The sequence below is a fragment of the Candidatus Thermoplasmatota archaeon genome (assembly GCA_038884455.1).
Taxonomy (GTDB): Archaea; Thermoplasmatota; E2; order DHVEG-1; family DHVEG-1; genus JAWABU01.
On record JAWABU010000021.1, the window covers coordinates 1 to 19,388 of the forward strand.

At 38.4% G+C, this 19,388-nt stretch carries 19 protein-coding genes; 12 read left to right on the forward strand and 7 right to left on the reverse strand.

Annotated features, from left to right (window positions below; translation table 11 throughout):
* The first annotated feature begins 214 nt into the window (after positions 1-214).
* The 6 genes from rpl7ae (at position 215) to QXL17_04830 (ending at position 4,980) form a co-directional block, all read left to right on the forward strand.
* A complete protein-coding gene (gene rpl7ae, locus QXL17_04805; protein ID MEM4258453.1) occupies positions 215-586 on the forward strand; it encodes a 50S ribosomal protein L7Ae in 372 nt (123 codons plus the stop codon).
* A 4-nt stretch (positions 587-590) separates the two neighbouring features.
* Positions 591-800, forward strand: a complete 210-nt coding sequence (locus QXL17_04810) for a 30S ribosomal protein S28e (protein ID MEM4258454.1) — start codon at positions 591-593, stop codon at positions 798-800.
* A gap of 18 nt (positions 801-818) precedes the next feature.
* Positions 819-1,001 carry a 50S ribosomal protein L24e gene (locus QXL17_04815; protein ID MEM4258455.1) on the forward strand — a complete coding sequence of 61 codons (183 nt, stop codon included), beginning with the start codon at positions 819-821 and terminating at the stop codon, positions 999-1,001.
* Between the two features lie 30 nt (positions 1,002-1,031).
* The gene (gene larA / locus QXL17_04820) at positions 1,032-2,300 is read left to right on the forward strand and encodes a nickel-dependent lactate racemase (GenBank protein ID MEM4258456.1); all 1,269 of its coding nucleotides are present in this window, start codon (positions 1,032-1,034) and stop codon (positions 2,298-2,300) included.
* Between the two features lie 180 nt (positions 2,301-2,480).
* Positions 2,481-4,409, forward strand: coding sequence for a PQQ-binding-like beta-propeller repeat protein (locus QXL17_04825; protein ID MEM4258457.1), 1,929 nt, complete (start codon positions 2,481-2,483; stop codon positions 4,407-4,409).
* A gap of 67 nt (positions 4,410-4,476) precedes the next feature.
* Positions 4,477-4,980, forward strand: coding sequence for an adenosine-specific kinase (locus QXL17_04830; GenBank protein MEM4258458.1), 504 nt, complete (start codon positions 4,477-4,479; stop codon positions 4,978-4,980).
* Here QXL17_04830 and QXL17_04835 read toward each other — a convergent pair.
* On the reverse strand, positions 4,977-5,621 hold the full coding sequence (locus QXL17_04835) for a protein-L-isoaspartate O-methyltransferase (GenBank protein MEM4258459.1): 645 nt from the start codon (positions 5,619-5,621) through the stop codon (positions 4,977-4,979). The two genes, QXL17_04830 and QXL17_04835, sit on opposite strands and share 4 nt — an antisense overlap.
* Before the next feature lie 107 nt (positions 5,622-5,728).
* Here QXL17_04835 and arcC point away from each other — a divergent pair, with 107 nt between their 5' ends.
* Together arcC and QXL17_04845 are read left to right on the forward strand one after the other, a co-directional pair.
* Entirely contained in the window at positions 5,729-6,661 is a 933-nt protein-coding gene (gene arcC, locus QXL17_04840; GenBank protein ID MEM4258460.1) for a carbamate kinase, read from the forward strand.
* 69 nt (positions 6,662-6,730) lie between these two features.
* Positions 6,731-7,840 (forward strand): GTP-binding protein, encoded by a 1,110-nt coding sequence (locus QXL17_04845; protein MEM4258461.1) that lies wholly within the window; start codon positions 6,731-6,733, stop codon positions 7,838-7,840.
* 1 nt (position 7,841) lies between these two features.
* On the opposite strand, the gene QXL17_04850 is transcribed toward QXL17_04845, so the two are convergent.
* From QXL17_04850 to QXL17_04860, 3 genes are all read right to left on the reverse strand, one after another.
* Positions 7,842-8,792: a transketolase family protein gene (locus tag QXL17_04850; protein MEM4258462.1), complete on the reverse strand. Its 951-nt coding sequence runs from the start codon at positions 8,790-8,792 to the stop codon at positions 7,842-7,844.
* Positions 8,789-9,649: a transketolase gene (locus QXL17_04855; GenBank protein ID MEM4258463.1), complete on the reverse strand. Its 861-nt coding sequence runs from the start codon at positions 9,647-9,649 to the stop codon at positions 8,789-8,791. Before QXL17_04855 ends, QXL17_04850 begins: the two co-directional genes overlap by 4 nt.
* A gap of 77 nt (positions 9,650-9,726) precedes the next feature.
* Positions 9,727-10,596 carry a carbon-nitrogen hydrolase family protein gene (locus tag QXL17_04860; GenBank protein ID MEM4258464.1) on the reverse strand — a complete coding sequence of 290 codons (870 nt, stop codon included), beginning with the start codon at positions 10,594-10,596 and terminating at the stop codon, positions 9,727-9,729.
* 784 nt (positions 10,597-11,380) lie between these two features.
* On the opposite strand from QXL17_04860, the gene QXL17_04865 reads away from it, so the two are divergent.
* The 3 genes from QXL17_04865 (at position 11,381) to QXL17_04875 (ending at position 15,323) form a co-directional block, all read left to right on the forward strand.
* Positions 11,381-13,027 carry a formate--tetrahydrofolate ligase gene (locus QXL17_04865; GenBank protein MEM4258465.1) on the forward strand — a complete coding sequence of 549 codons (1,647 nt, stop codon included), beginning with the start codon at positions 11,381-11,383 and terminating at the stop codon, positions 13,025-13,027.
* An 83-nt stretch (positions 13,028-13,110) separates the two neighbouring features.
* Entirely contained in the window at positions 13,111-14,403 is a 1,293-nt protein-coding gene (locus QXL17_04870; GenBank protein ID MEM4258466.1) for a hypothetical protein, read from the forward strand.
* Positions 14,400-15,323 carry a hypothetical protein gene (locus tag QXL17_04875; protein MEM4258467.1) on the forward strand — a complete coding sequence of 308 codons (924 nt, stop codon included), beginning with the start codon at positions 14,400-14,402 and terminating at the stop codon, positions 15,321-15,323. The genes QXL17_04870 and QXL17_04875 overlap by 4 nt, the downstream gene beginning before the upstream one ends.
* Here the strand turns inward: QXL17_04875 and QXL17_04880 are convergent.
* From QXL17_04880 to pyrE, 3 genes are read right to left on the reverse strand one after another with little or no spacing between them, the layout of a single operon-like run.
* Positions 15,320-16,093, reverse strand: coding sequence for an ATP/GTP-binding protein (locus QXL17_04880; protein ID MEM4258468.1), 774 nt, complete (start codon positions 16,091-16,093; stop codon positions 15,320-15,322). The genes QXL17_04875 and QXL17_04880 overlap by 4 nt on opposite strands.
* The gene (gene purD / locus QXL17_04885) at positions 16,090-17,424 is read right to left on the reverse strand and encodes a phosphoribosylamine--glycine ligase (protein MEM4258469.1); all 1,335 of its coding nucleotides are present in this window, start codon (positions 17,422-17,424) and stop codon (positions 16,090-16,092) included. Before purD ends, QXL17_04880 begins: the two co-directional genes overlap by 4 nt.
* A gap of 28 nt (positions 17,425-17,452) precedes the next feature.
* Positions 17,453-17,977 carry an orotate phosphoribosyltransferase gene (pyrE, locus tag QXL17_04890; GenBank protein MEM4258470.1) on the reverse strand — a complete coding sequence of 175 codons (525 nt, stop codon included), beginning with the start codon at positions 17,975-17,977 and terminating at the stop codon, positions 17,453-17,455.
* Positions 17,978-18,150: 173 nt separating this feature from the next.
* On the opposite strand from pyrE, the gene QXL17_04895 reads away from it, so the two are divergent.
* Positions 18,151-18,954, forward strand: coding sequence for a metalloregulator ArsR/SmtB family transcription factor (locus QXL17_04895; GenBank protein MEM4258471.1), 804 nt, complete (start codon positions 18,151-18,153; stop codon positions 18,952-18,954).
* The last annotated feature ends 434 nt before the right edge of the window (positions 18,955-19,388 follow it).

Sequence of the window (19,388 nt, forward strand, 5' to 3'; positions counted from 1 at the left end):
GAAAAAATCTGTAAAAAAGCTTGTTGAATTATGATTTTTTCTGTTTGCTGTGCGTGATTCTCACAGCAAAATGAGACGTTATGCTGAATTTATGGATTCATTTCGGGATGTAGCCTATCTTTGAAAAAGGTTTTTATATAGGCCCTCTATTCCAGCTCTTACATTCCATACGGGAATTCAATCGATGAAAGCCATAAATGGAGGCTACAAAAACATGCCGATATATGTACGGTTTCAAGTACCCAAAGAAATGCAGGATTTAGCCTATGAACTTGTTGAAAAGGCTCGAGATCATGGAAAACTAGGTAAAGGTGCCAATGAAACAACAAAACATGTTGAACGAGGGCAGGCAAAACTTGTTGTGATGGCCGAGGATGTTACTCCTGAGGAAATCCTTGCGCATATGCCGATTCTCTGTGAAGAAAAAAATATTTCATATACCTATGTTCCTAGTAAAGAAGAACTCGGAACTGCAGCAGGGCTCAGCACCGCAACATCAGCAGTTGCTATTATTAATACCGGAAAAGAAAAAGAAGCTTTAGAAGGATATATTCAAAAACTTCAAGGTATAAAGAAACAGGGTTAAATCTATGATCGAAGGAACACCATGTGAGGTTGTTGAAATTATCGACCGGACCGGTATGGCTGGTGAAGCCTCTCAAGTAAAGGTCCGTGTTCTTGATGGGCGCGATAAAGGGAAAATCATCACTAGAAATGTGATGGGACCGGTTCGACTTGGTGATATTCTAATGCTCAGTGAAACACAACGAGAAGCAAAGAAACTCGGTGGACCACGTTAGATCGTATGAGGATACGCTATGGTTGAGAAAAAAGTTTGTTCATTTTGCGGTACCGATATCGAACCAGGTACAGGTAAAATGTTTGTTCGAAAAGATGGTTCTGTTCTCTATTTTTGTAAAAGCAAATGTCAAAAAAATATGTTACATCTGGATAGAATTCCTCGCCGGACCCTATGGACCAAGTACCATACAAAAGAATAAGCTTAAAAATTAAATAGGATTGCGATACACATGGAGATATCGCTGCCCTATGGGAAAAGGTATTTGTCGGTCGATGTTCCCGATAGTAATCTTATTGAGGTTGTTCTTCCCCGAGAGTTTATTTCCCCAGAAAAACCTGAAATAATTGTACAACAAGCGGTTCTTCATCCTGTGGGGACCCAACGTCTCTCAGAACTTTCAGAACCTGGTGATACCGTCGCAGTGGTTGTTGATGATTATACTCGACCTTGTCCAACACACTATCTACTCCCGCCGATTCTTGAGGAACTCCATGATGCCGGGGTTGATGATGCCGATGTAACTATTATTGTTGCCTGTGGAACCCACCAGCCCCCCTCTTTTGAACAGATAAAACAGATTGTTGGTGATAAAGTCTCACGAAATTATCGTGTTACGTCAAATGATGTCACCCACGGAGAATATGTTTCTGTTGGTATGTCAAAACGCGGCAATAACATAGAACTGTTACAGGATTATGTTATGTCTGATATCAAGGTTCTTCTTGGTGATATTGAATATCATTATTTTGCAGGATATGGAGGAACACGGAAGAGCATTCTTCCTGGCCTTGCGTCACGACAGACCATCCAACGAAATCATAGTATGATGTTTGAACCATATGCTTGTATGGGTGTTTTACGAGAAAATCCAATTCATCAAGAAATGATTGAAGCAATGCATCTCGGTGGTTGTGATTTTGCATTAAACGTTGTGCAAAATTCACAACATAAAATTGTTGGAGCGTGGGCAGGTAAACCAGAACTTGTCATGGATCTTGGTGTAAAATTAGTTGATAGTATGTATCATCGGCAGATCCAAGAACAACCAGATATTATAATCACAGCGGCAAATGGACATCCGCATGATATTAATTTGTATCAAGCCATGAAAGCAATGTATACAGCTTGTCAGATTATTCACAAGAACGGCGTTGTTATTCTTGTTGCCGAATGTCCTCAAGGAATCGGAAGTACTCTTTATGAAGATTGGATGAAACGATATCGTACGTCAGATGAGATTCGACAAGCTTTAGAAAGCCAGTTCATTCTTGGTGCTCATAAAGCGTATTACCATAGAAAAGCCATAGAGAACCATCAGGTTTTTTTTGTATCATCTATGGACCCTGCAGTAGTAAAAAATCTTTTTTCATTTGATCCAGTAACAAACCTCGACGAGGCGCTTCGAAGAGCATTTGAGGTAAAAGGTAAGGACGCTCGTGTTCTTGTGGTTCCTCAAGGGACAACCTCGTTTCTTGGAAAAAAATGTACTGATCATTAGATTTTTCTCTTATCGTTATATCAAATAGTTCATCTGTTACACAATACCTTATTTTTCGTTCATTTGTATATATATTTAGTTATATAATATAGTGATACGCTGCTTTAATATCATAACGTTTATATAGTGATCTCCTCTATATACACATAGAAAAATAAAAAAAGATTTTTGGGGGATACCATGAAAAAAAACATTCTTGTTATTTCTATATGTTGCATCTTGTTCATACCTCTTGTACCATTACAAGCTCAGCCGTACAACAAAGACAGCTACCCTTCAGATGGAACACATTGGCCGATGTTTCGGTATAATCCAGAGCATTTAGGATATACCTCTGCACAGGGACCACAGACAAATCGGACACTCTGGACGTATACTACAGGTGGTGCTGTTCGATCTTCTGCAGCGATATATACTAATCGCGTGTATGTTGGTTCGTATGATGGCAAACTGTATTGTTTTCATATTGATACCGGAGAAAAAATGTGGGAAACACTGATCAGTACTTTAGCTATTTTTTCTTCACCAGCTGTAGCTTTTGGGTCTGTGTATATAGGAGCATTTGATAACGTTGTGTATTCGCTTAATGCTGAAACTGGAGCGATCCAATGGAGTTTTCCAACTGATGGTCCTGTTGTCTCCTCGCCATGTATAGCTGAGGGATATCTCTATGTCGGATCATCTGATGATTATCTGTATTGTTTTGATGCAGATCCTTCCGATGGAATTGATGAGGGTAGTGCTGATCCAGCAGGTTCATCGTATGATTTAATATGGAGAATAAAAACTGGTGACGATGTCCGTTCATCTCCAGCGGTTGCTCAGAATAAGGTTTACGTTGGTTCATTTGATGGGAATGTCTATTGCGTCAATGCAATTACCGGAGCACTGGTGTGGAATGTTTCGTTAACAGATGACTGGATTTTTGGTTCGCCGTCTGTTTTCGACACAAAAGTGTACGTTGGAACCTATGATGGGAACCTCTCATGTTTGGATGCGTATACTGGTAGTGAACTCTGGCGTCTTAAAATAAATACCAAAGAAGTTATCTCAAGTTCGCCTGCTATTGCCGATGGAAGACTCTACATTGGAACCGTCTATAGCGATACAGGAAGGCTTTATTGTATTGATATTCAAACTCATTTAGAACTGTGGAATTATAGTACAGGACCAATTAAATCATCACCTGCAGTATCCAATGGAAAGGTCTATGTCGGGTCAGATGATAAATACGTCTATTGTTTTGATGCGGTGAACGGAACATGTATCTGGAGCTATTTAACGAACGGTTCGATCTGGTCGTCACCTTCGATTGCTGATGGAAAACTCGTCGTTGGAACTGATGGAAAAACCCTATATGTTTTTGAAGATGAAGATACTAATTCTCCTCCAGATGTACCCCAGATTATTTCAGGGCCTCATGCAGCTGGACCAATGATACCTCTAACTTTTACTATTGTTACAGATGATCCGGATGGTGATCAGGTTTACTATAAAATTGACTGGGGTGATGGAAACATCAGTGATTGGCTTGGTCCATTTGATCAAAATATGCCTATTACGATAAATCATACCTGGTATGAACAAGGAGACTATGCATTAAAACTTACAGCGAAAGATACGTATTCAGATGAGGAGAGTGGTTGGTCAGATGCGTACCAGTTGAGCATCGCACCGCAACTTGATATCAGCAATATCAAATCAGGCTTTATTTACCTTCGATTAGAATCATGTAACAAATCATATGCCTACATCTATCTTCTCGATACTCTCGGAGCATCTGTGGTAATCAGTAATGATCTTCTCAGGGTCCAATTAACAGCAACTGATGTTGTTCAATCAGTAAAATTTGTTGCTTACAATCCACTTTGGGATGAGAATTTAACACTCTTTGATAACACCAGCAGTGATGGTTTCTTCCAGGATCTTGAAATACCGTCAGGGCTCTGGGAACTAACAACTTACGCGTATGACAGTAATGGAAATTTGATTGATGCTGCTACCGTTGATTATGTTATTTTTATCATTGTAAATGCTGCTTCTCAACAAGTACGACAATCTGTGAACACCTTTATGAAGCAACGTGTACACCGCCTTCTCCATCGATAATTTTTTTTTCTTCCATCATTTTAAATACTATTTCTCCGATCAAGGATATAGTCAAGGAGGTTTGTCTGTGGTAGGATTCGAACAAAAAATCATACCAATTGAAAAACCCGATGAAATAAACTTCATCTTGGGGCAAACACATTTTATTAAATCCGTTGAGGATATCTATGAGGCAATCGTCAATTCGGTTCCTCAGGCAAAGTTCGGTGTTGCATTTTGTGAGGCAAGTGGATCTTGCAAAATACGGAGTGAAGGAAACGATGAAACGTTGAAAAAACTTGCTGAAAAAAATGCACAAAATATTGGAGCAGGACATTCGTTCATCATTTTCATCAAGGATTGTTATCCTATCAACATTCTTAATGCTCTGAAAAATCTTTCAGAGGTGTGCTCAATTTTTTGTGCTACAGCAAATCCAACAAAAGTGGTAATTGCTGAAACCACGCAAGGTGCTGAACGGGGACGAGGTATTTTGGGTGTTATCGATGGTTTCGTACCTAAAGGTATTGAAAACCAAGAAGAAAAGACCTGGCGAAAAAAATTTTTACGAGATATTAAATACAAACTTTAGTTTTGATGGCCGTACTGTCCGATTAAAGGAACGAAAACGCATCCGCCAAGATTCTTCGAAGTTATTTTTTCTTTTTTCTTTTCGATAAGGGTTAAGACACAGTACAAATCACCAATCGGAAGAAGGAGTTTACCGTTTTCTTTTAATTGACTAACAAGTGGCGGGGGAATATCTGGTGATGCACAGGTTACATAGATACGATCATACGGTTGATATTTTTCTAATCCGAGTGAACCATCACCATGGACAATGGTAATATTATGAATCTTAGTTTTTCTCACATTTTCTTCTGCTTTTTCAGCTAATTTAGCGATACGTTCCACCGTATACACATGACCTTTTTCTCCAACTATGTGTCCTACGATAGCAGCATGGTATCCTGAACCAGTACCAATTTCAAGTATCTTTTGACCTTTGTCTAAATCAAGGGCTTCACACATCAAAGCAACCATATGCGGTGCTGAAATCGTTTGCCCGCTTCCAATATCAAGCGGTGTGTCGATATATGCCTGATGGCGAAGATGTTCTGGAACAAAGCATTCCCGAGCTATTGTTAAAAAAGCTTTTTTTACCGGTTCACTTCGAATATAGCCTTCGGTGCATAATCTACTGACCATAACTTTTCTTTTTTCTTCAAACATGTTTCCATGCGCAAAAGATTATTGAATTCAAAATATATATGAACTTCTATCCGTTTTCTTTTTATAGAAAAACCTGTTTCTAGATAAAAAGTGAATACTCTATGCCTATGCAGAAAAGAGCAGTAATTGCCCTTGGCGGAAATGCACTGATCAAAAAAGGACAAAAAGGAACTATTTACGAACAATTTGCAAACACTCGAGAAAGCTGTAAAGCTATTGTGAACATGATTCACGCAGGTTGGGATGTCGCGATCACGCATGGTAATGGACCACAGGTTGGTGCAATTTTTCTTCAAAATGAAGCTGCAAAACATATTACACCGGCTATGCCTCTTGGGATATGTGTAGCTGAAAGTGAGGGGTTAATCGGCTATATGATCCAACAATGCCTTTCAAACGCGTTACGGAAGAATCGTATCGAAAAACCAGTTATCGCATTAATTACACAGGTTCTGGTTGATCGAGATGACCCTTCTCTTTTGAATCCGACAAAACCAATAGGACCATATTATACCGAGGAAGAAGCCAAGCAGATGATCCGTGATGGATATACGATGACCAAACTTCCACGAGGATGGAGGATGCTTGCCCCTTCACCAGATCCAAAAAAAATTGTTGAAGGCGACGTTATCAAAAAACTTCTTGACGATGGTATTATCGTGATAGCATCTGGAGGAGGTGGCATGCCCGTTATTGAAAAACAAGGCTGGGGTCTTGATGGTCTTGAAGCAGTTGTCGATAAGGATCTTGCTGCAGAGCGACTCGCAGAGGCAGTCAATGCAGAACTACTTATGATACTGACCGATGTTGAACAGGTCTATATTCGATATGGAACCAAAGAACAGCAACCTCTTCAGAACGCAACGTTGTCAGAGATTAAACAGTACTATGAACAAGGAGAATTTCCTCCGGGTAATATGGGACCAAAAATACTTGCAGCAATCCGCTTTCTTGAGTACGGTGGAAAAAAAGTCATTATTAGTAATATCGAAAAAGGCTGGGAAGCATTACAGGGGAAAACCGGGACGACGATAGTCTAACAGAGGAAAAATCATCAATTGAACGTTTTTTTTATAAACATCATACGTATTACCTTAGAATGCAGTTCTATGGATTCTTCACTTGATCAGCAAATCAAAGCTATTGAAGAAGAGATTTTCAAAACACAGAAAAATAAAGCTACTGAACATCATATCGGAAAACTTAAAGCAAAAATGGCTCGTCTTAAAGAGGAGGCAGAACGGAGAAAAAGTTCTGGAGCAAAAGGAAAAGGCTTTTCATTGAAGAAATCAGGAGATGCAACAGTTGGAATCGTTGGGTTTCCAAGCGTTGGAAAAAGTACACTTCTCAATCAGCTTACTGAGGCAACTAGTAAAGTGGGAGATTATGACTTTACTACTCTTGAGGCAATCCCTGGTATGATGAAATATCAAGGAGCAGAAATTCAGCTTTTAGATCTCCCCGGGTTGATTGTTGGCGCGGCACAGGGAAAGGGACGAGGTCGTGAGGTGATTTCTGCAATTCGAAATGTAGATTTAGTCTTATTTCTCCTTGATCCCTGGCATCTTGAACAGGTTGAACTCATTGAAAAAGAACTCTATGCTGCTGGTCTCCGGTTAAATCAGAAACCTCCTGATGTTATCATTACAAAAAAAGCATACGGTGGTATCACTCTTCATATGACGACCGCAGTAACACACATGAGCGAAGCAACAATTCGTTCTATTATCTCAGAATTTGTCATAAATGCTGATATAACTATTCGAGAAGATGTAACCGAGGATCGACTGATTGATGCGTTTGCACAGAATCGAGTATATGTACCTGCATTAATTGTTGTTAATAAAAAAGATATTGTTGATCAAGAAACGTTATCTAAAACTCTCCAGGAACTCGAAAAAAAAGGATGGAAAACACATGCGATATCAGCGAAAACTGGTGATGGTTTACCTGAACTTCAAGAACTGATTTTTCAGTATTTAAATCTCATCCGAGTGTATATGAAGCCAGTCGGGAAAAAAGCAGATTATACGCAGCCGTTAATTCTGAAAAAAGGGTCGACAATTGAAAAAGCCTGTCAAATGATCCATAAAGAATTTCTTCGGAATTTCAGATATGCAACTGTATGGGGTTCATCGGCGAAGCATGCTGGACAAAAAGTTGGCCTTGACCATATCCTTCATGATCGAGATGTTTTAACTATAGTTCTAAAAAAATAACCTATTCTTTCTTCAGTAAAGTTTTAACATTTTTTATAATATGTTGGGCGCTTAGGCCATATTTGTTAAATAAATGTTCTGGCTCTCCAGATTCACAAAACATATCTTGAATACCAATTCGTTTAAATTTACCAGTATACCCATTCTCAAGTAGTACTTCAGCAACTGCACTGCCAAGACCTCCGATTATGGAATGTTCCTCAACCGTAAGTATTGCTTGGGTGTCCTTTGAACACCGCAGAATTAGTTTCTGATCAAGAGGTTTAATACAAAACATGTCAAGAACACGAACATAGATTCCTTCTTTTTTTAGTTTCTTACTTGCTTCAATGCACTGACTTACCATGGTACCGCAAGCAATCAGTGTTGCATCATCTCCATCACAAACGATAATTCCTTTACCTATCTTCATATGCAGGGTATCTTCTTGAGAATAGAGAATAGGAGATGACTCTCGACCGATACGACTATACATTGGTCCCTCTTCGAAGGCCATTAGCTCAACGACACGTTGTGTTTGCAGAGCATCACTTGGTGCAAAAACCTTCATATTTGGTAATACGCGCATAAGAGCGATATCTTCGATCATCTGATGGCTTGCACCATCTTTGCCGACACTAATGCCACCGTGAGTTGCAAAAATCTTTACGTTATGGTTTGAGTATGCAACATCCATACGTATTTGATCGTAGACGCGACCGGTTGCGAAAACTGCAAATGTACTCGCAAACGGTATTTTTCCACAAGATGCGAGACCAGCTGCCGTTGAAATCATGTTTGCTTCTGCAATACCCATCTCAAAAAATCGATTAGGAAATTGCTTGGCAAAAAGAATTGTTTTTGTTGATTTTGAGAGGTCAGCATCAAGAACAACGATAGATTCGTTTTTTTTCCCTATCTGGACAAGCGCCTGGCCATAAGCATCTCGAGGATTTGCCATCTGTTGTTTCATTGGTTTTGCACCTCCAGATATCGTTCTATCACGGTGAGTTCTTCCATCGCCATTTTATACTCAACCTCGTTGGGAGGTACACCATGAAAATCAACGTTGTTCTCCATGAAGGAAACACCTTTTCCTTTTACCGTATCAAGAATAATCATTGTTGGTTGATGCTTATGTTCCTCTGCTTCATGGAGTGATTCACAAATAGCATGCATGTCATGACCATCGATTTCGATCACATTCCATCCAAAGGATCCCCAACGTTCTCGTACAGATTCTAGACGGAGTACTTCCTCAGTGTTTCCATCAATTTGAAGAAAATTCCGGTCAAGTAATGCAGTGAGATTATCGAGACGATAATGTGATGCAACAGCTGCTGCTTCCCAGATTTGCCCTTCGTTGGTTTCTCCGTCACCAAGCATGACATACACACGATATGATTTTTTATCGAGTTTTCCTGCAAGAGCAACCCCGATACCAAAAGAAAGTCCATGACCAAGTGACCCTGTTGATGCTTCAACACCAGGAATATGTTTACAAACAGGATGACCTTGAAGCATGGAATTAACTTCTCGAAGTCTATATAATTCTTGGACGTCAAAGTATTGTGATTCAGCAAGGCATGCATATAAAGCTGGAGCTGCATGACCTTTACTTAGAATAAATCGGTCTCGATCAGGGTTATTTGGATCTTTTGGATAATGGTTCATATGGTGAAAATATAATGCGACCATTGCATCGGTTGCTGATAAAGAACCTCCAGGATGACCTGATTTTGCTCGATACAACATTTCAATAATATGTTTTCTGATTTTGACTGCTTGTAGATTCAACTGTTTTATCAGATCATCTGGATGTGAATGCAAAGTTGTGCCTCTCCCGGATTATTAATTCGGACAAGTTTCCCGAATAAGATTAGATGTAAAAATACTTTGTGTCATGATCATTTTTCTTTTTTATGATTTTTGATGTTTTTCTCTTTTTCTGGATTCCTGTGAAATCTGGTAATGTGATAGATGTCCTGATAAATTTCTGGACGGATATCTCGAAGGAGTGGACGTATTCCACGGATGGTGGTGAGTAGACTTAAATCTATTTCAATGGTACATATACTCTCTTCAAAATATGTTGATCTTATGAGTTGATTTCCCAAAGGATCATAGAGTTGTGATCCGCCCCAGTAGACGAGATCATCTTGATTACCAGCTAAATTGACATAAATGGTATAGACTGTGTTTTCTAATGCACGTGCAGGCAGTAAAGTTTCAAAAAATTTTCTGGTTACATTTGGTGCCGCTGAAATATAGATAAGCATTTCTGCTCCTTGAAGGACAAGTGCTCTTGCTAACTCTGGAAAGTAGATATCATAACAGATCAGCAGCCCAATAGTTCCAAACCGTGTTTGAAACGTAGATATTTCTTCCCCTTGATCAAAGAAGATTCGTTCTTCAAATGGTCCAAAGTTAGGTAAAAACCATTTGTTGTAATGATCTACTGTTCCATTTGGATGGATCAAAATCGCGCTATTATAAATCAAACCTGTAACTGTGTGATCACGGAGCGGCATACCAAAAATAATATAACAGTTGTTTTTTTTCGCTGTTTTAACGAGTTCTGTAATAGATGGGCCAGTTATCTCTTCAGCCAGATCTCTAAAGTCATCTTTGCAGGGATATCCTGTTAGAAACATTTCACCAAAAATATAAATATCTGCTTTCGTCTTTTGGATCGCAGTTTTAATTTTTTGAATATTTTCTTGCTTGTCTGCGATTTTTGGGCGAGCCGAAATTAATGCAATTTTTACGTTTTTCATAAAAAACCAAAGATGTGATATGCAGTGTTCGTCATATAAAATTTTCACACTGTTCGAATCTGAGAAAAGGTGCCGGTAGCATACATCTGGAAGCGTTTTCCCGTATCATAGCTCTTTTCTACAGAGTATCACTGAGTAGTTCTCTCGTTTGACTTGGATTGTATGATCTTCTTCCCGTTGCTTTTTAATATCGAGATTTATCACATCTCATGTAAAACAGTAACTAACCTGCAGTAACAGGGGAGAAAATTATTTATAGTTTGAAACACACATAAGATGATTATGTAGAACTTACGGGGGGATATTCTGCAACTTATAACACTCCAGAAACTTACACAAGCCATTCATTATTGTCTCAAGATTGATTATGCTGAAGCAAAAACCTATGCTACTCAGGTAATTGACCATTTTGGTTTTGAGGATCGGATTGTTGATAATGCTCTTGACCAACAAGAACGCCGCCTTTTTTATTCTCTTCAAGAAAAAGGTTTACTTACGGCTGAACGAGAAATCTTTTTGTTATCAAATGGCAGGCAATGGCGTATCCATTACTGGCATTTAAATAAACCTACCATACTGCAGTATGCAACGCCCCATGTTGAGTGTCAAAAGCAACAGAGTACCATCATAAAACAATCCCCAGTTCAGCAACCATCGGTTTATGCTTATCTTCCTCCAGAATTGTGGAGGATGCGCAAAAAAACATCCCCTCTCTCATAGACTCTGTATTTATTCTTTCTGCTATCTTTTTAAATAGTTCTTCTATATGTTTCATGTTTGTTATATGAAATCAGATAGCGAGATCGCTCAGTCAACACCACTTCAACCAATTGAAAGTATCGCTCAAAAAGCAGGTCTTCGAGATGAGGAAATCATTTTTTTAGGAAACTATAAAGCAAAAGTGTCATTGTCAGTATTACAACGTATCCAGGATCGTCGAAATGGGAAGCTAATTCTTGTAACGACGATCAATCCAACTCCTTATGGCGAAGGAAAAACTACGATTACCATTGGTTTAGCTCAAGCATTAGCATTACTTGGGAAAAAAACAATTCTTGCAATCCGAGAGCCGTCTCTTGGTCCGATTATGGGTTTAAAAGGAGGTGCTACCGGTGGAGGATATTCTCAGGTTGTTCCTCGTGAAGATATTAACCTTCATTTTACGGGGGATATGCATGCCATAACAAGTGCTCATAATCTTCTTGCAAGTCTTCTTGATAATCATATCCATCATGGTGATGTGTTTCATATTGATCCTCGATATATTGTTTGGCCGCGAGTTCTTGATATTAGTGATCGAGCGTTGCGTCATACGGTCATTGGTCTTGGCGGCCCGAATGATGGAGTTCCTCATGAAGTTGAATTTGCAATTACGCCTGCTTCAGAAATTATGGCGATTTTATGTTTATCAAAAAATATTGTCGATATGAAGGAGCGTCTCAGCAATATTATCGTTGCATATACGTATGATAACAAACCAATTTTTGCCCGTGATCTTAAAGCTGTTGGTGCACTATCGGTGCTTTTAAAAGATGCAATACTACCAAATCTCGTTCAAACCTTGGAGGGAGTACCTGCATTTGTTCATGGTGGCCCGTTTGCAAATATCGCACATGGAACAAATAGCCTTATTGCTACTCTTATGGGTTTAAAACTTGCTGAGTACTTTGTTACTGAAGCAGGTTTCGGATCAGAACTCGGTGCTGAAAAATTTTTTAATATCGTCTGCAGAACCGGTAATATCAAACCAGATGCCGTTGTCCTCGTCGTTAGCATTCGTGCCTTAAAAAAACATGGCCAAGGAACTGACACACAAGCATTAATCCTTGGTTTGTCAAATCTTGAAAAACATATAGAAAATATCATGATTCATCAAGTTCCTTTGATTGTTGCTTTAAATCGATATTCACACGATTCAAATGGCGATATTGATATTGTTGAGCATTTTTGCACACAGAAAAATATTCCTTTTGCGGTTGCTGACGTGTGGGAAAATGGAGGTGAAGGTGGCATCGAGCTTGCTGGAAAACTGGTCGATATACTTCATAATATTCCTTCACGATTTACGTATCTTTATGATCTCAAACTTCCTATCAAAGAAAAAATTGAGCGTATTGCAAAAACAATGTACGGTGCAGAACAAGTTGTGTATTCTGTTGTTGCAGAAAAAGATATTGCTCTTGCGCATGAGATTGGTTTAGAAAATTTACCTATTTGTATTGCAAAAACACCATATTCTCTTTCAGATGATCCAACGCTTCTTGGTCGACCAACAAAATTTAAAATTACAATACGTGAAATAAAATTTTCAGCAGGGGCAGGATTTCTTGTTCCGATGACGGGAAAGATTACAACAATGCCAGGATTGCCTCCAAAACCGATATCAGAATGTTTTGACTTGGATACCGCAGGCTGTATTCATGGTTTATAGCGTATTGTGGTGCGGATTTGCTCAGGATGACATAGCGACTTTTATATAGGAATTTATCATATCTGTTAATGGGAGGAACAGAAATGTCTGATGACGATATTCAGAAACATATTGACGACATTATCGATGCTTCCGATAAAGAAATTGATCGAGACGAACTTGAAAAAGAATTCAGAAAATTCCTTGAATACGGTGTACCTGCTGATCAAACAAAACAAACTTTACTAAAAAAATTTAGCGGAAGTCTACCCTCTTCAACTCAAGAAAGAACCTTAATTGTTGATGTAAAACCAAATGTCCCCAGTGTTCATCTGTTATGTCGCGTCGTTTCAATAAATCCAAAAGAGATAACAGTTAAAGGAGAACCTCGTAAGATTTATTATGGTATTTTTGGTGATGAAAGCGGAACGATTCCTTTTACCGCGTGGAAAGATTTTAACATTTCAAAAGGAGATATTCTTGATATTACGAATGCATATACAAAAGAATGGCAAGGTGCTGCGAAAGTAAATCTTGGTGATCGGACACGTGTTATGAAAACCGATGAATCCAAGATTCCTCCTATATCTTTTGAGCCAAGAGAATACAAATTAAAAGATCTTCGTAATGGAGTTGGATCTGTAATTGTTGTTGCACGGGTAATGAGTTTAAATGAGAGAACGGTTACAGTAGATGGAAAAACAAAGATCGTCTATTCAGGAATACTTGCTGATGATACTGCAAAAACACAATTTACCGCATGGCATGATTTTAAATTAAAAGAAGGGATGGTCGTACGAATAACGGGTGCTTATGTTAAAATATGGAGGGGAATCCCTCAGGTAACTTTTGATGAAAAAGCATCTGTCCAAAAACTAGAAGCATCGGTGATTAAAAGAGATGATATTACACCACAACGCCTTTTACTTCATGAGCTCGTTGAGCGCAATGGCGCTCTTGATGTTGAGGTACACGGAGTTGTTATCGAGATCCGCCAGGGTTCAGGGTTTATTTTTCGGTGTCCTGAATGTCGTCGAACTACCTTGGAAAATAAGTGTTCTCTGCATGGAGAGGTACAGCCACTTGCAGATCTCCGATTAAAACTTACGGTTGATGATGGAACCGGAACAATCTCTGTTCTCGTAGGTAAAGAATTAACAGAACAATTGTTGAGTAAATCATTTTCTGAATTAAAAAAACAGTATGCTGCTGATGCCAACTCCCGTTTTCTTACCGATATCGAAAAGATGTTATTTGCTCGTACAGTTCATATAAAAGGAAATGCTCTGGGTGATGATTTTGGAATAACTCTGATCCCAGAAGAGATCAAGCTTTTTGAGTATGATATGGCGACCGAATCAGAGAAACTTCTCGAGGAACTGGAGGAACTTGTATGATGAAACGTGAACCTGCTTGGAGAGTATTTGCAGCTGAATTCAATGATACAACATTTGAACTCAGAGCAACTGAAGAAAAAACTCCATCATATATTGTTACCCCCTTAGGAAGCAAGATTAACCGTATTTTTGTCACCGGGGTGCTTACCGATGTAGAAAATATCTCTGAAGAGGGTGAATACCTCCGAGCTCATGTTTCAGATCCGACTGGTGTTTTTACTCTGTATTCTGGGCAATATCAACCAGATGCAACCAGTCAGCTTCAAGCAATTGAAGTTCCATCCTTTATAGCAGTGATTGGTAAAGTCAGAACCTACATACCTGAAGAAGGTGGTTTATTTGTTTCAATTCGACCAGAGTTAATCCGTGAGGTTGATTCTCAGATTCGTGATCGTTGGATACTTGATACATGCTATCAGACCAAACAGCGGATCATTGCATTTCGAGAAGCCTTAAAAATGAAACAGCCAAATGTTTATGATCTCCGTAAGCTTGGATACAGTAAAGAGCTGAGCGAGGGAATTATCACCGCATTGCAACATTACGGGCCGGTTGATATATCTCGTTATGTGGCCTTGATTCGTGAATCTTTACAGTTTATTATCCCCTCTCAGAAGGAAGTTCAAGATATACAAAAACCACCGCAACACAAAATAGTTGAACCAAAAAAGAAAAAGAAAACCGAGAAAAAACCGATGGAAGATCAAGATGCACTTGATGATACTAAAGAAACCATTGAAACCCTCGTTCTTGATGTCATTAAAAAGCTTGAAGGAGCTGAAGGAGCAGCGTGGGATGCTATTATTGACCACTGTAAAAAGAAAAAGATTACTGAGGATCAGATTGAAGAAGCATTAACTTCACTCATGGATAAAGGGTTTATTTATGAGCCAGTTCTCGGGACGATAAAAACAACTTAATCTTTTGTGAGATCTTCTCCACCTGCATATTGGAACTGTATCTGTGTGTATACATCTTCAATTCCTGCATACCCTTTTTTTGAAACAGGTATGAGCTGCGTGTGCCCTCCAAAATCTTTGATCAGGCGGAGAATACCTTCACTCATCTCTCGATATATTGATTTTTCTTCAAAAATAATCGACCCGTATAATTCTTCCGGATCGTTTGACCATTTTGTTATAATTTCTCGATCTGGTTCAGATAATAAATCTGCTTTACTTAAAATATTGATTTGTGGTTTTTGCAATCGAAAATTCGTTGTAATCGATAGGAGTAATTGTGTTACAAAACCTGATGCTGTTCGTGCAAGAATTGGATCGAGGAGATAACAAATCATAGTGTATTCTGGTTTTAGATTTTCAACAGTATATTTACCGGCTTCTCTGAACACAAAGAGTTCAAGCTGACCAGGTGTATCGACAAAAATATAATCTGATTTAAACGTTTGAATGCTTTTCTTGATATCTTCTAGATTTAATGCAATCATATCTGCACAAACAATCTGTGCACCATTTGGTCCGAGTTCCTCGGTTTCCATAATTTCAGTCAGCTTTATCCAATCCCGGATATCAACATCTGGTTCGTAAGGTAAAATTTCAGCACCAGGATCAAGATTGACAATTACTGCGTCAAGTCCATGCTGTTTGATCCACTCTTGAAAATAAGCTGTTAGTGTCGATTTTCCAGATCCTGCAGTTCCAATAAAATAGAGATACGTGCTTTGTTTCATGGTTTTCCACGGATCATTTTCATATGATTAATTCTTTTTTGAATCAACTGAGGAGTGCCAATATCATGTCGAATAAAAATATGTTCGCTTTTAATATATTGTAAGGCTTGTTCGCATATTTGTTCTGCTTCTTGTAATGTATCAGCAATTCCAACCACACCAAGCGAACGTGAAGATCCGGTAATAATATGATTGTCTTTTTTTGTTACCGATGCATAAAAAAGTTTTGCTCCTGTGTTTTTTATGGCTTGTTCGTCAAGTTCGATTTTTTCGCCAACCCTGCTTTTTGTACCATATCCTTCAGGAACTACATATTTACAAACGGTTGATTTTTTTTCAAATTCTATTTTCAATTCATGTAACTTCTGCTCAAGCATCGCAGTACAAATTTCAAGAAAATCTGTTTTTAAAAGAGGGAGCACATTCATTGCCTCAGGATCTCCGAATCGAGCGTTAATTTCAATAATTCGAACGCCATCTCTTGTTAACATAAATTGTCCATAAATCGGTCCGATATAGGGATACCCTTCTTTATCTAACGCGTGAATAATTTTTTGTAAAATCCGAGTTCCACTATCGTAATCTTTTTGCGATAGAAACGGCAGTAGACCATTTGAACAGGAATAGGATCCCATACCTCCGGTATTTACCCCTTGATCATTCGGAAGAAGTCGTTTATGATCTTGAACAGCAGGACAGGGTTTAATATGTTTTCCATCAGAAAAAGCTTGGATGGTGAATTCTTCACCTTCTGCTTTTTCTTCAATAAGGACTTTTGCTGCTCCACCAATTTTTTGGGAAATGACGGATGATATATACGACATTGCACTATCAAATGTGGTAAAATGATCACCATAAACTTGAACACCTTTGCCACCAGTAAGTCCGATCGGTTTGATGGCAACTTTACATTGTAACATTTTCAGAAATTCTTCAGCTTGTGTTGGATCGGTAAACGACGCATATTGAAGCTGTCCAGGAATCTTATATTTTTGCAAAAGATTTCGCATCCATTCTTTGTTTGTTTCGATTTGAGCAGCCTGTTGTGTTGGTGCACAGACGTTAATGTTTTGTTGTTGAAGTGCATCGGTTAAACCTTGTTCAAGAGGGGCTTCTGGACCGATGAGAACCAGATCTATTTTCTGCTGTGCTGCATAATCAACAATTGGTCTGATGTTGGTTTCTTTTTCAACAAGATATTTTTCTGCAATTCGTTCAATTCCTGGGTTTAAATGACTCATTACTGAATATAGAACGTTTTTTTTCGAACGAAGTACCGCTTCGCACAGTGCATGTTCACGGCCTCCTCCTCCAACGACAAGAACATTCATAGGTATATCTCCCTTGATTTGAAAATTATTATTTAGCCTTTAGGATGTCATTAACTGATAGTAATGGTATGAACGTTACTTCCATGGTACTAAGTTTCTCTTTAGCACCGTTTTCTCGATCAACTACAGTAAGTACTTTATCAACTTCGGCATTATGTTCACGGAGAATCTGAATAGATTTGACCACTGATCCTCCACTTGTTGTTACATCTTCAACGATTAAAACCGATTTATTTTGGATATCATCTCCTTCGATTTGCTTTCCAGTTCCATGGTTTCTTTTTTCTTTTCTGATGATAACATAAGGTATGTTTGTTTCTAAGGATAAAGCAACAGCAAGAGGCACTGCCCCAAGTTCCATGCCAGCGATGTAGTCATATCCCTTTGCGTATGTTTTCATTTCTTCGGCGATTTTTTTTAGGATTACTGGATTGGTACTTGCTTTTTTGATATCGATATAGTACTCACTGATTGCTCCAGAGGTCAGAACAAATCTCCCGAATTTTATCGCACCGCATTCCTTTAAAAGATATACGAGTTCCTCTTTTTGCATAGATATCTGCCGTACATCTACATCTAGGATTTATAATTTTACTTTTTTCAGGAAATACTCTTTTTATTAGGGGGTATCCCTTCTCGGTTGGGGAGGAATACTTTTTTGTTTGGTTTTTTCCAAACAAAAACAAATAGTATTTAAATAAAAGAACTGATAAATAGATTAGGAACATGTCAAAAATAACATTAGATCGTGAAACTTTCAAAGCGCTTGCATCTGATACTCGTTTAAATATTTTAAAAACACTCGACGGTAAACAAATGAGTCTTAATGATCTTTGTAGTACAACCAAACTCAATAAGGCAACATTACATGAACATCTTACAAAACTTCACGAGGCAGGACTTATAAAAAAACATGAACGAGAAGGTCATAAATGGGTTTATTATCGTCTAACCTGGAAAGGAGAAAGTCTTTTACATCCAGAAAATACACGTATAGTTATTTTGTTTTCGACAGCTTTTATTTTATTGTGGGTTGGTTTGATTCAAATATACTGGTATGTAAAGGGAACTGTGATAAATCTTGGATATGACATGTATACCTACGGAGAAAATGTTCTGCTGACGAAATCTTTTTCTGGTCTTGGTTCTGGTGTTACCAATACGTCTGGTGGTTGTCAGAATATTCCTTTTTATATTCCTGAATCGCTCCGGGAGTTTTTAACCGGTTATAAAACGTTTGTCCCAAATAGTTCTGGTATTCCTTTTCCGAGTCATATTTCTGTGCTTAATGGTAATATGAGTTCTGTTGAAAATAGTACCAGTCCTTTATTTGATGGATTGTCATCTCTTGGTGAACAAACAGCGGATACTCCTGCTCGTTTTGTTGTTGACACCTCAGACGGTGTAATCCGAGCAATATCACAAAATCCTGTCTTTTTATATCTTGCTATAGCTTGTTTTTGTGCTTTTATGGTTGTTCTCTGCGTTTCACTTTGGCGGTTCTCGGTTAATAGAACTCAAAAGCTATAAACCTTTTTTAGAAATCTTCTTCTTCGAGAACTTGGTTGATGAAGTCAAGTAATGTTTTTTGCATCCACAATTACCCCATTTTATGGAAATCGGCAAGTAGGTTATATGGTTTACGGTTGATTTTTTGGTTTTTTGTTATGTAGTTGTCGTTTTTACACGGAAACTATAAATAGAAGTATTGATAAATATTAACATGTTATATAATATCAAGTAAGACTATTTTAATGGGAGAACAAAGATCATGGAAGATACCATCTACCGTAGCACTCTTCTTCAATATTGCGGGGGGAAACTTTAGATGCAGATGCTTGCCATTATCTTTATTGGTTTTATGGCAGGCATAGCAACCATGATTGTCGTCAACCTGTACAAACATGTTTTGAAACTCATGAACAATTACCCCTAAACATTTTTTCCTTTCTTCTATCGAGTCG

Bases quoted from the DNA above. Each gene is read 5' to 3' on its own strand.
- QXL17_04870 (MEM4258466.1), top strand. From the start codon at position 13,111: ATGTCTGATGACGATATTCAGAAACATATTGACGACATTATCGATGCT.
- QXL17_04845 (MEM4258461.1), top strand. From the start codon at position 6,731: ATGGATTCTTCACTTGATCAGCAAATCAAAGCTATTGAAGAAGAGATT.
- QXL17_04860 (MEM4258464.1), bottom strand. From the start codon at position 10,596: ATGAAAAACGTAAAAATTGCATTAATTTCGGCTCGCCCAAAAATCGCA.
- QXL17_04880 (MEM4258468.1), bottom strand. From the start codon at position 16,093: ATGAAACAAAGCACGTATCTCTATTTTATTGGAACTGCAGGATCTGGA.
- QXL17_04865 (MEM4258465.1), top strand. From the start codon at position 11,381: ATGAAATCAGATAGCGAGATCGCTCAGTCAACACCACTTCAACCAATT.
- pyrE (MEM4258470.1), bottom strand. From the start codon at position 17,977: ATGCAAAAAGAGGAACTCGTATATCTTTTAAAGGAATGCGGTGCGATA.
- QXL17_04835 (MEM4258459.1), bottom strand. From the start codon at position 5,621: ATGTTTGAAGAAAAAAGAAAAGTTATGGTCAGTAGATTATGCACCGAA.
- arcC (MEM4258460.1), top strand. From the start codon at position 5,729: ATGCAGAAAAGAGCAGTAATTGCCCTTGGCGGAAATGCACTGATCAAA.
- QXL17_04850 (MEM4258462.1), bottom strand. From the start codon at position 8,792: ATGAAACAACAGATGGCAAATCCTCGAGATGCTTATGGCCAGGCGCTT.
- QXL17_04815 (MEM4258455.1), top strand. From the start codon at position 819: ATGGTTGAGAAAAAAGTTTGTTCATTTTGCGGTACCGATATCGAACCA.
- rpl7ae (MEM4258453.1), top strand. From the start codon at position 215: ATGCCGATATATGTACGGTTTCAAGTACCCAAAGAAATGCAGGATTTA.
- QXL17_04810 (MEM4258454.1), top strand. From the start codon at position 591: ATGATCGAAGGAACACCATGTGAGGTTGTTGAAATTATCGACCGGACC.
- QXL17_04825 (MEM4258457.1), top strand. From the start codon at position 2,481: ATGAAAAAAAACATTCTTGTTATTTCTATATGTTGCATCTTGTTCATA.
- larA (MEM4258456.1), top strand. From the start codon at position 1,032: ATGGAGATATCGCTGCCCTATGGGAAAAGGTATTTGTCGGTCGATGTT.
- QXL17_04875 (MEM4258467.1), top strand. From the start codon at position 14,400: ATGATGAAACGTGAACCTGCTTGGAGAGTATTTGCAGCTGAATTCAAT.
- QXL17_04895 (MEM4258471.1), top strand. From the start codon at position 18,151: ATGTCAAAAATAACATTAGATCGTGAAACTTTCAAAGCGCTTGCATCT.
- purD (MEM4258469.1), bottom strand. From the start codon at position 17,424: ATGAATGTTCTTGTCGTTGGAGGAGGAGGCCGTGAACATGCACTGTGC.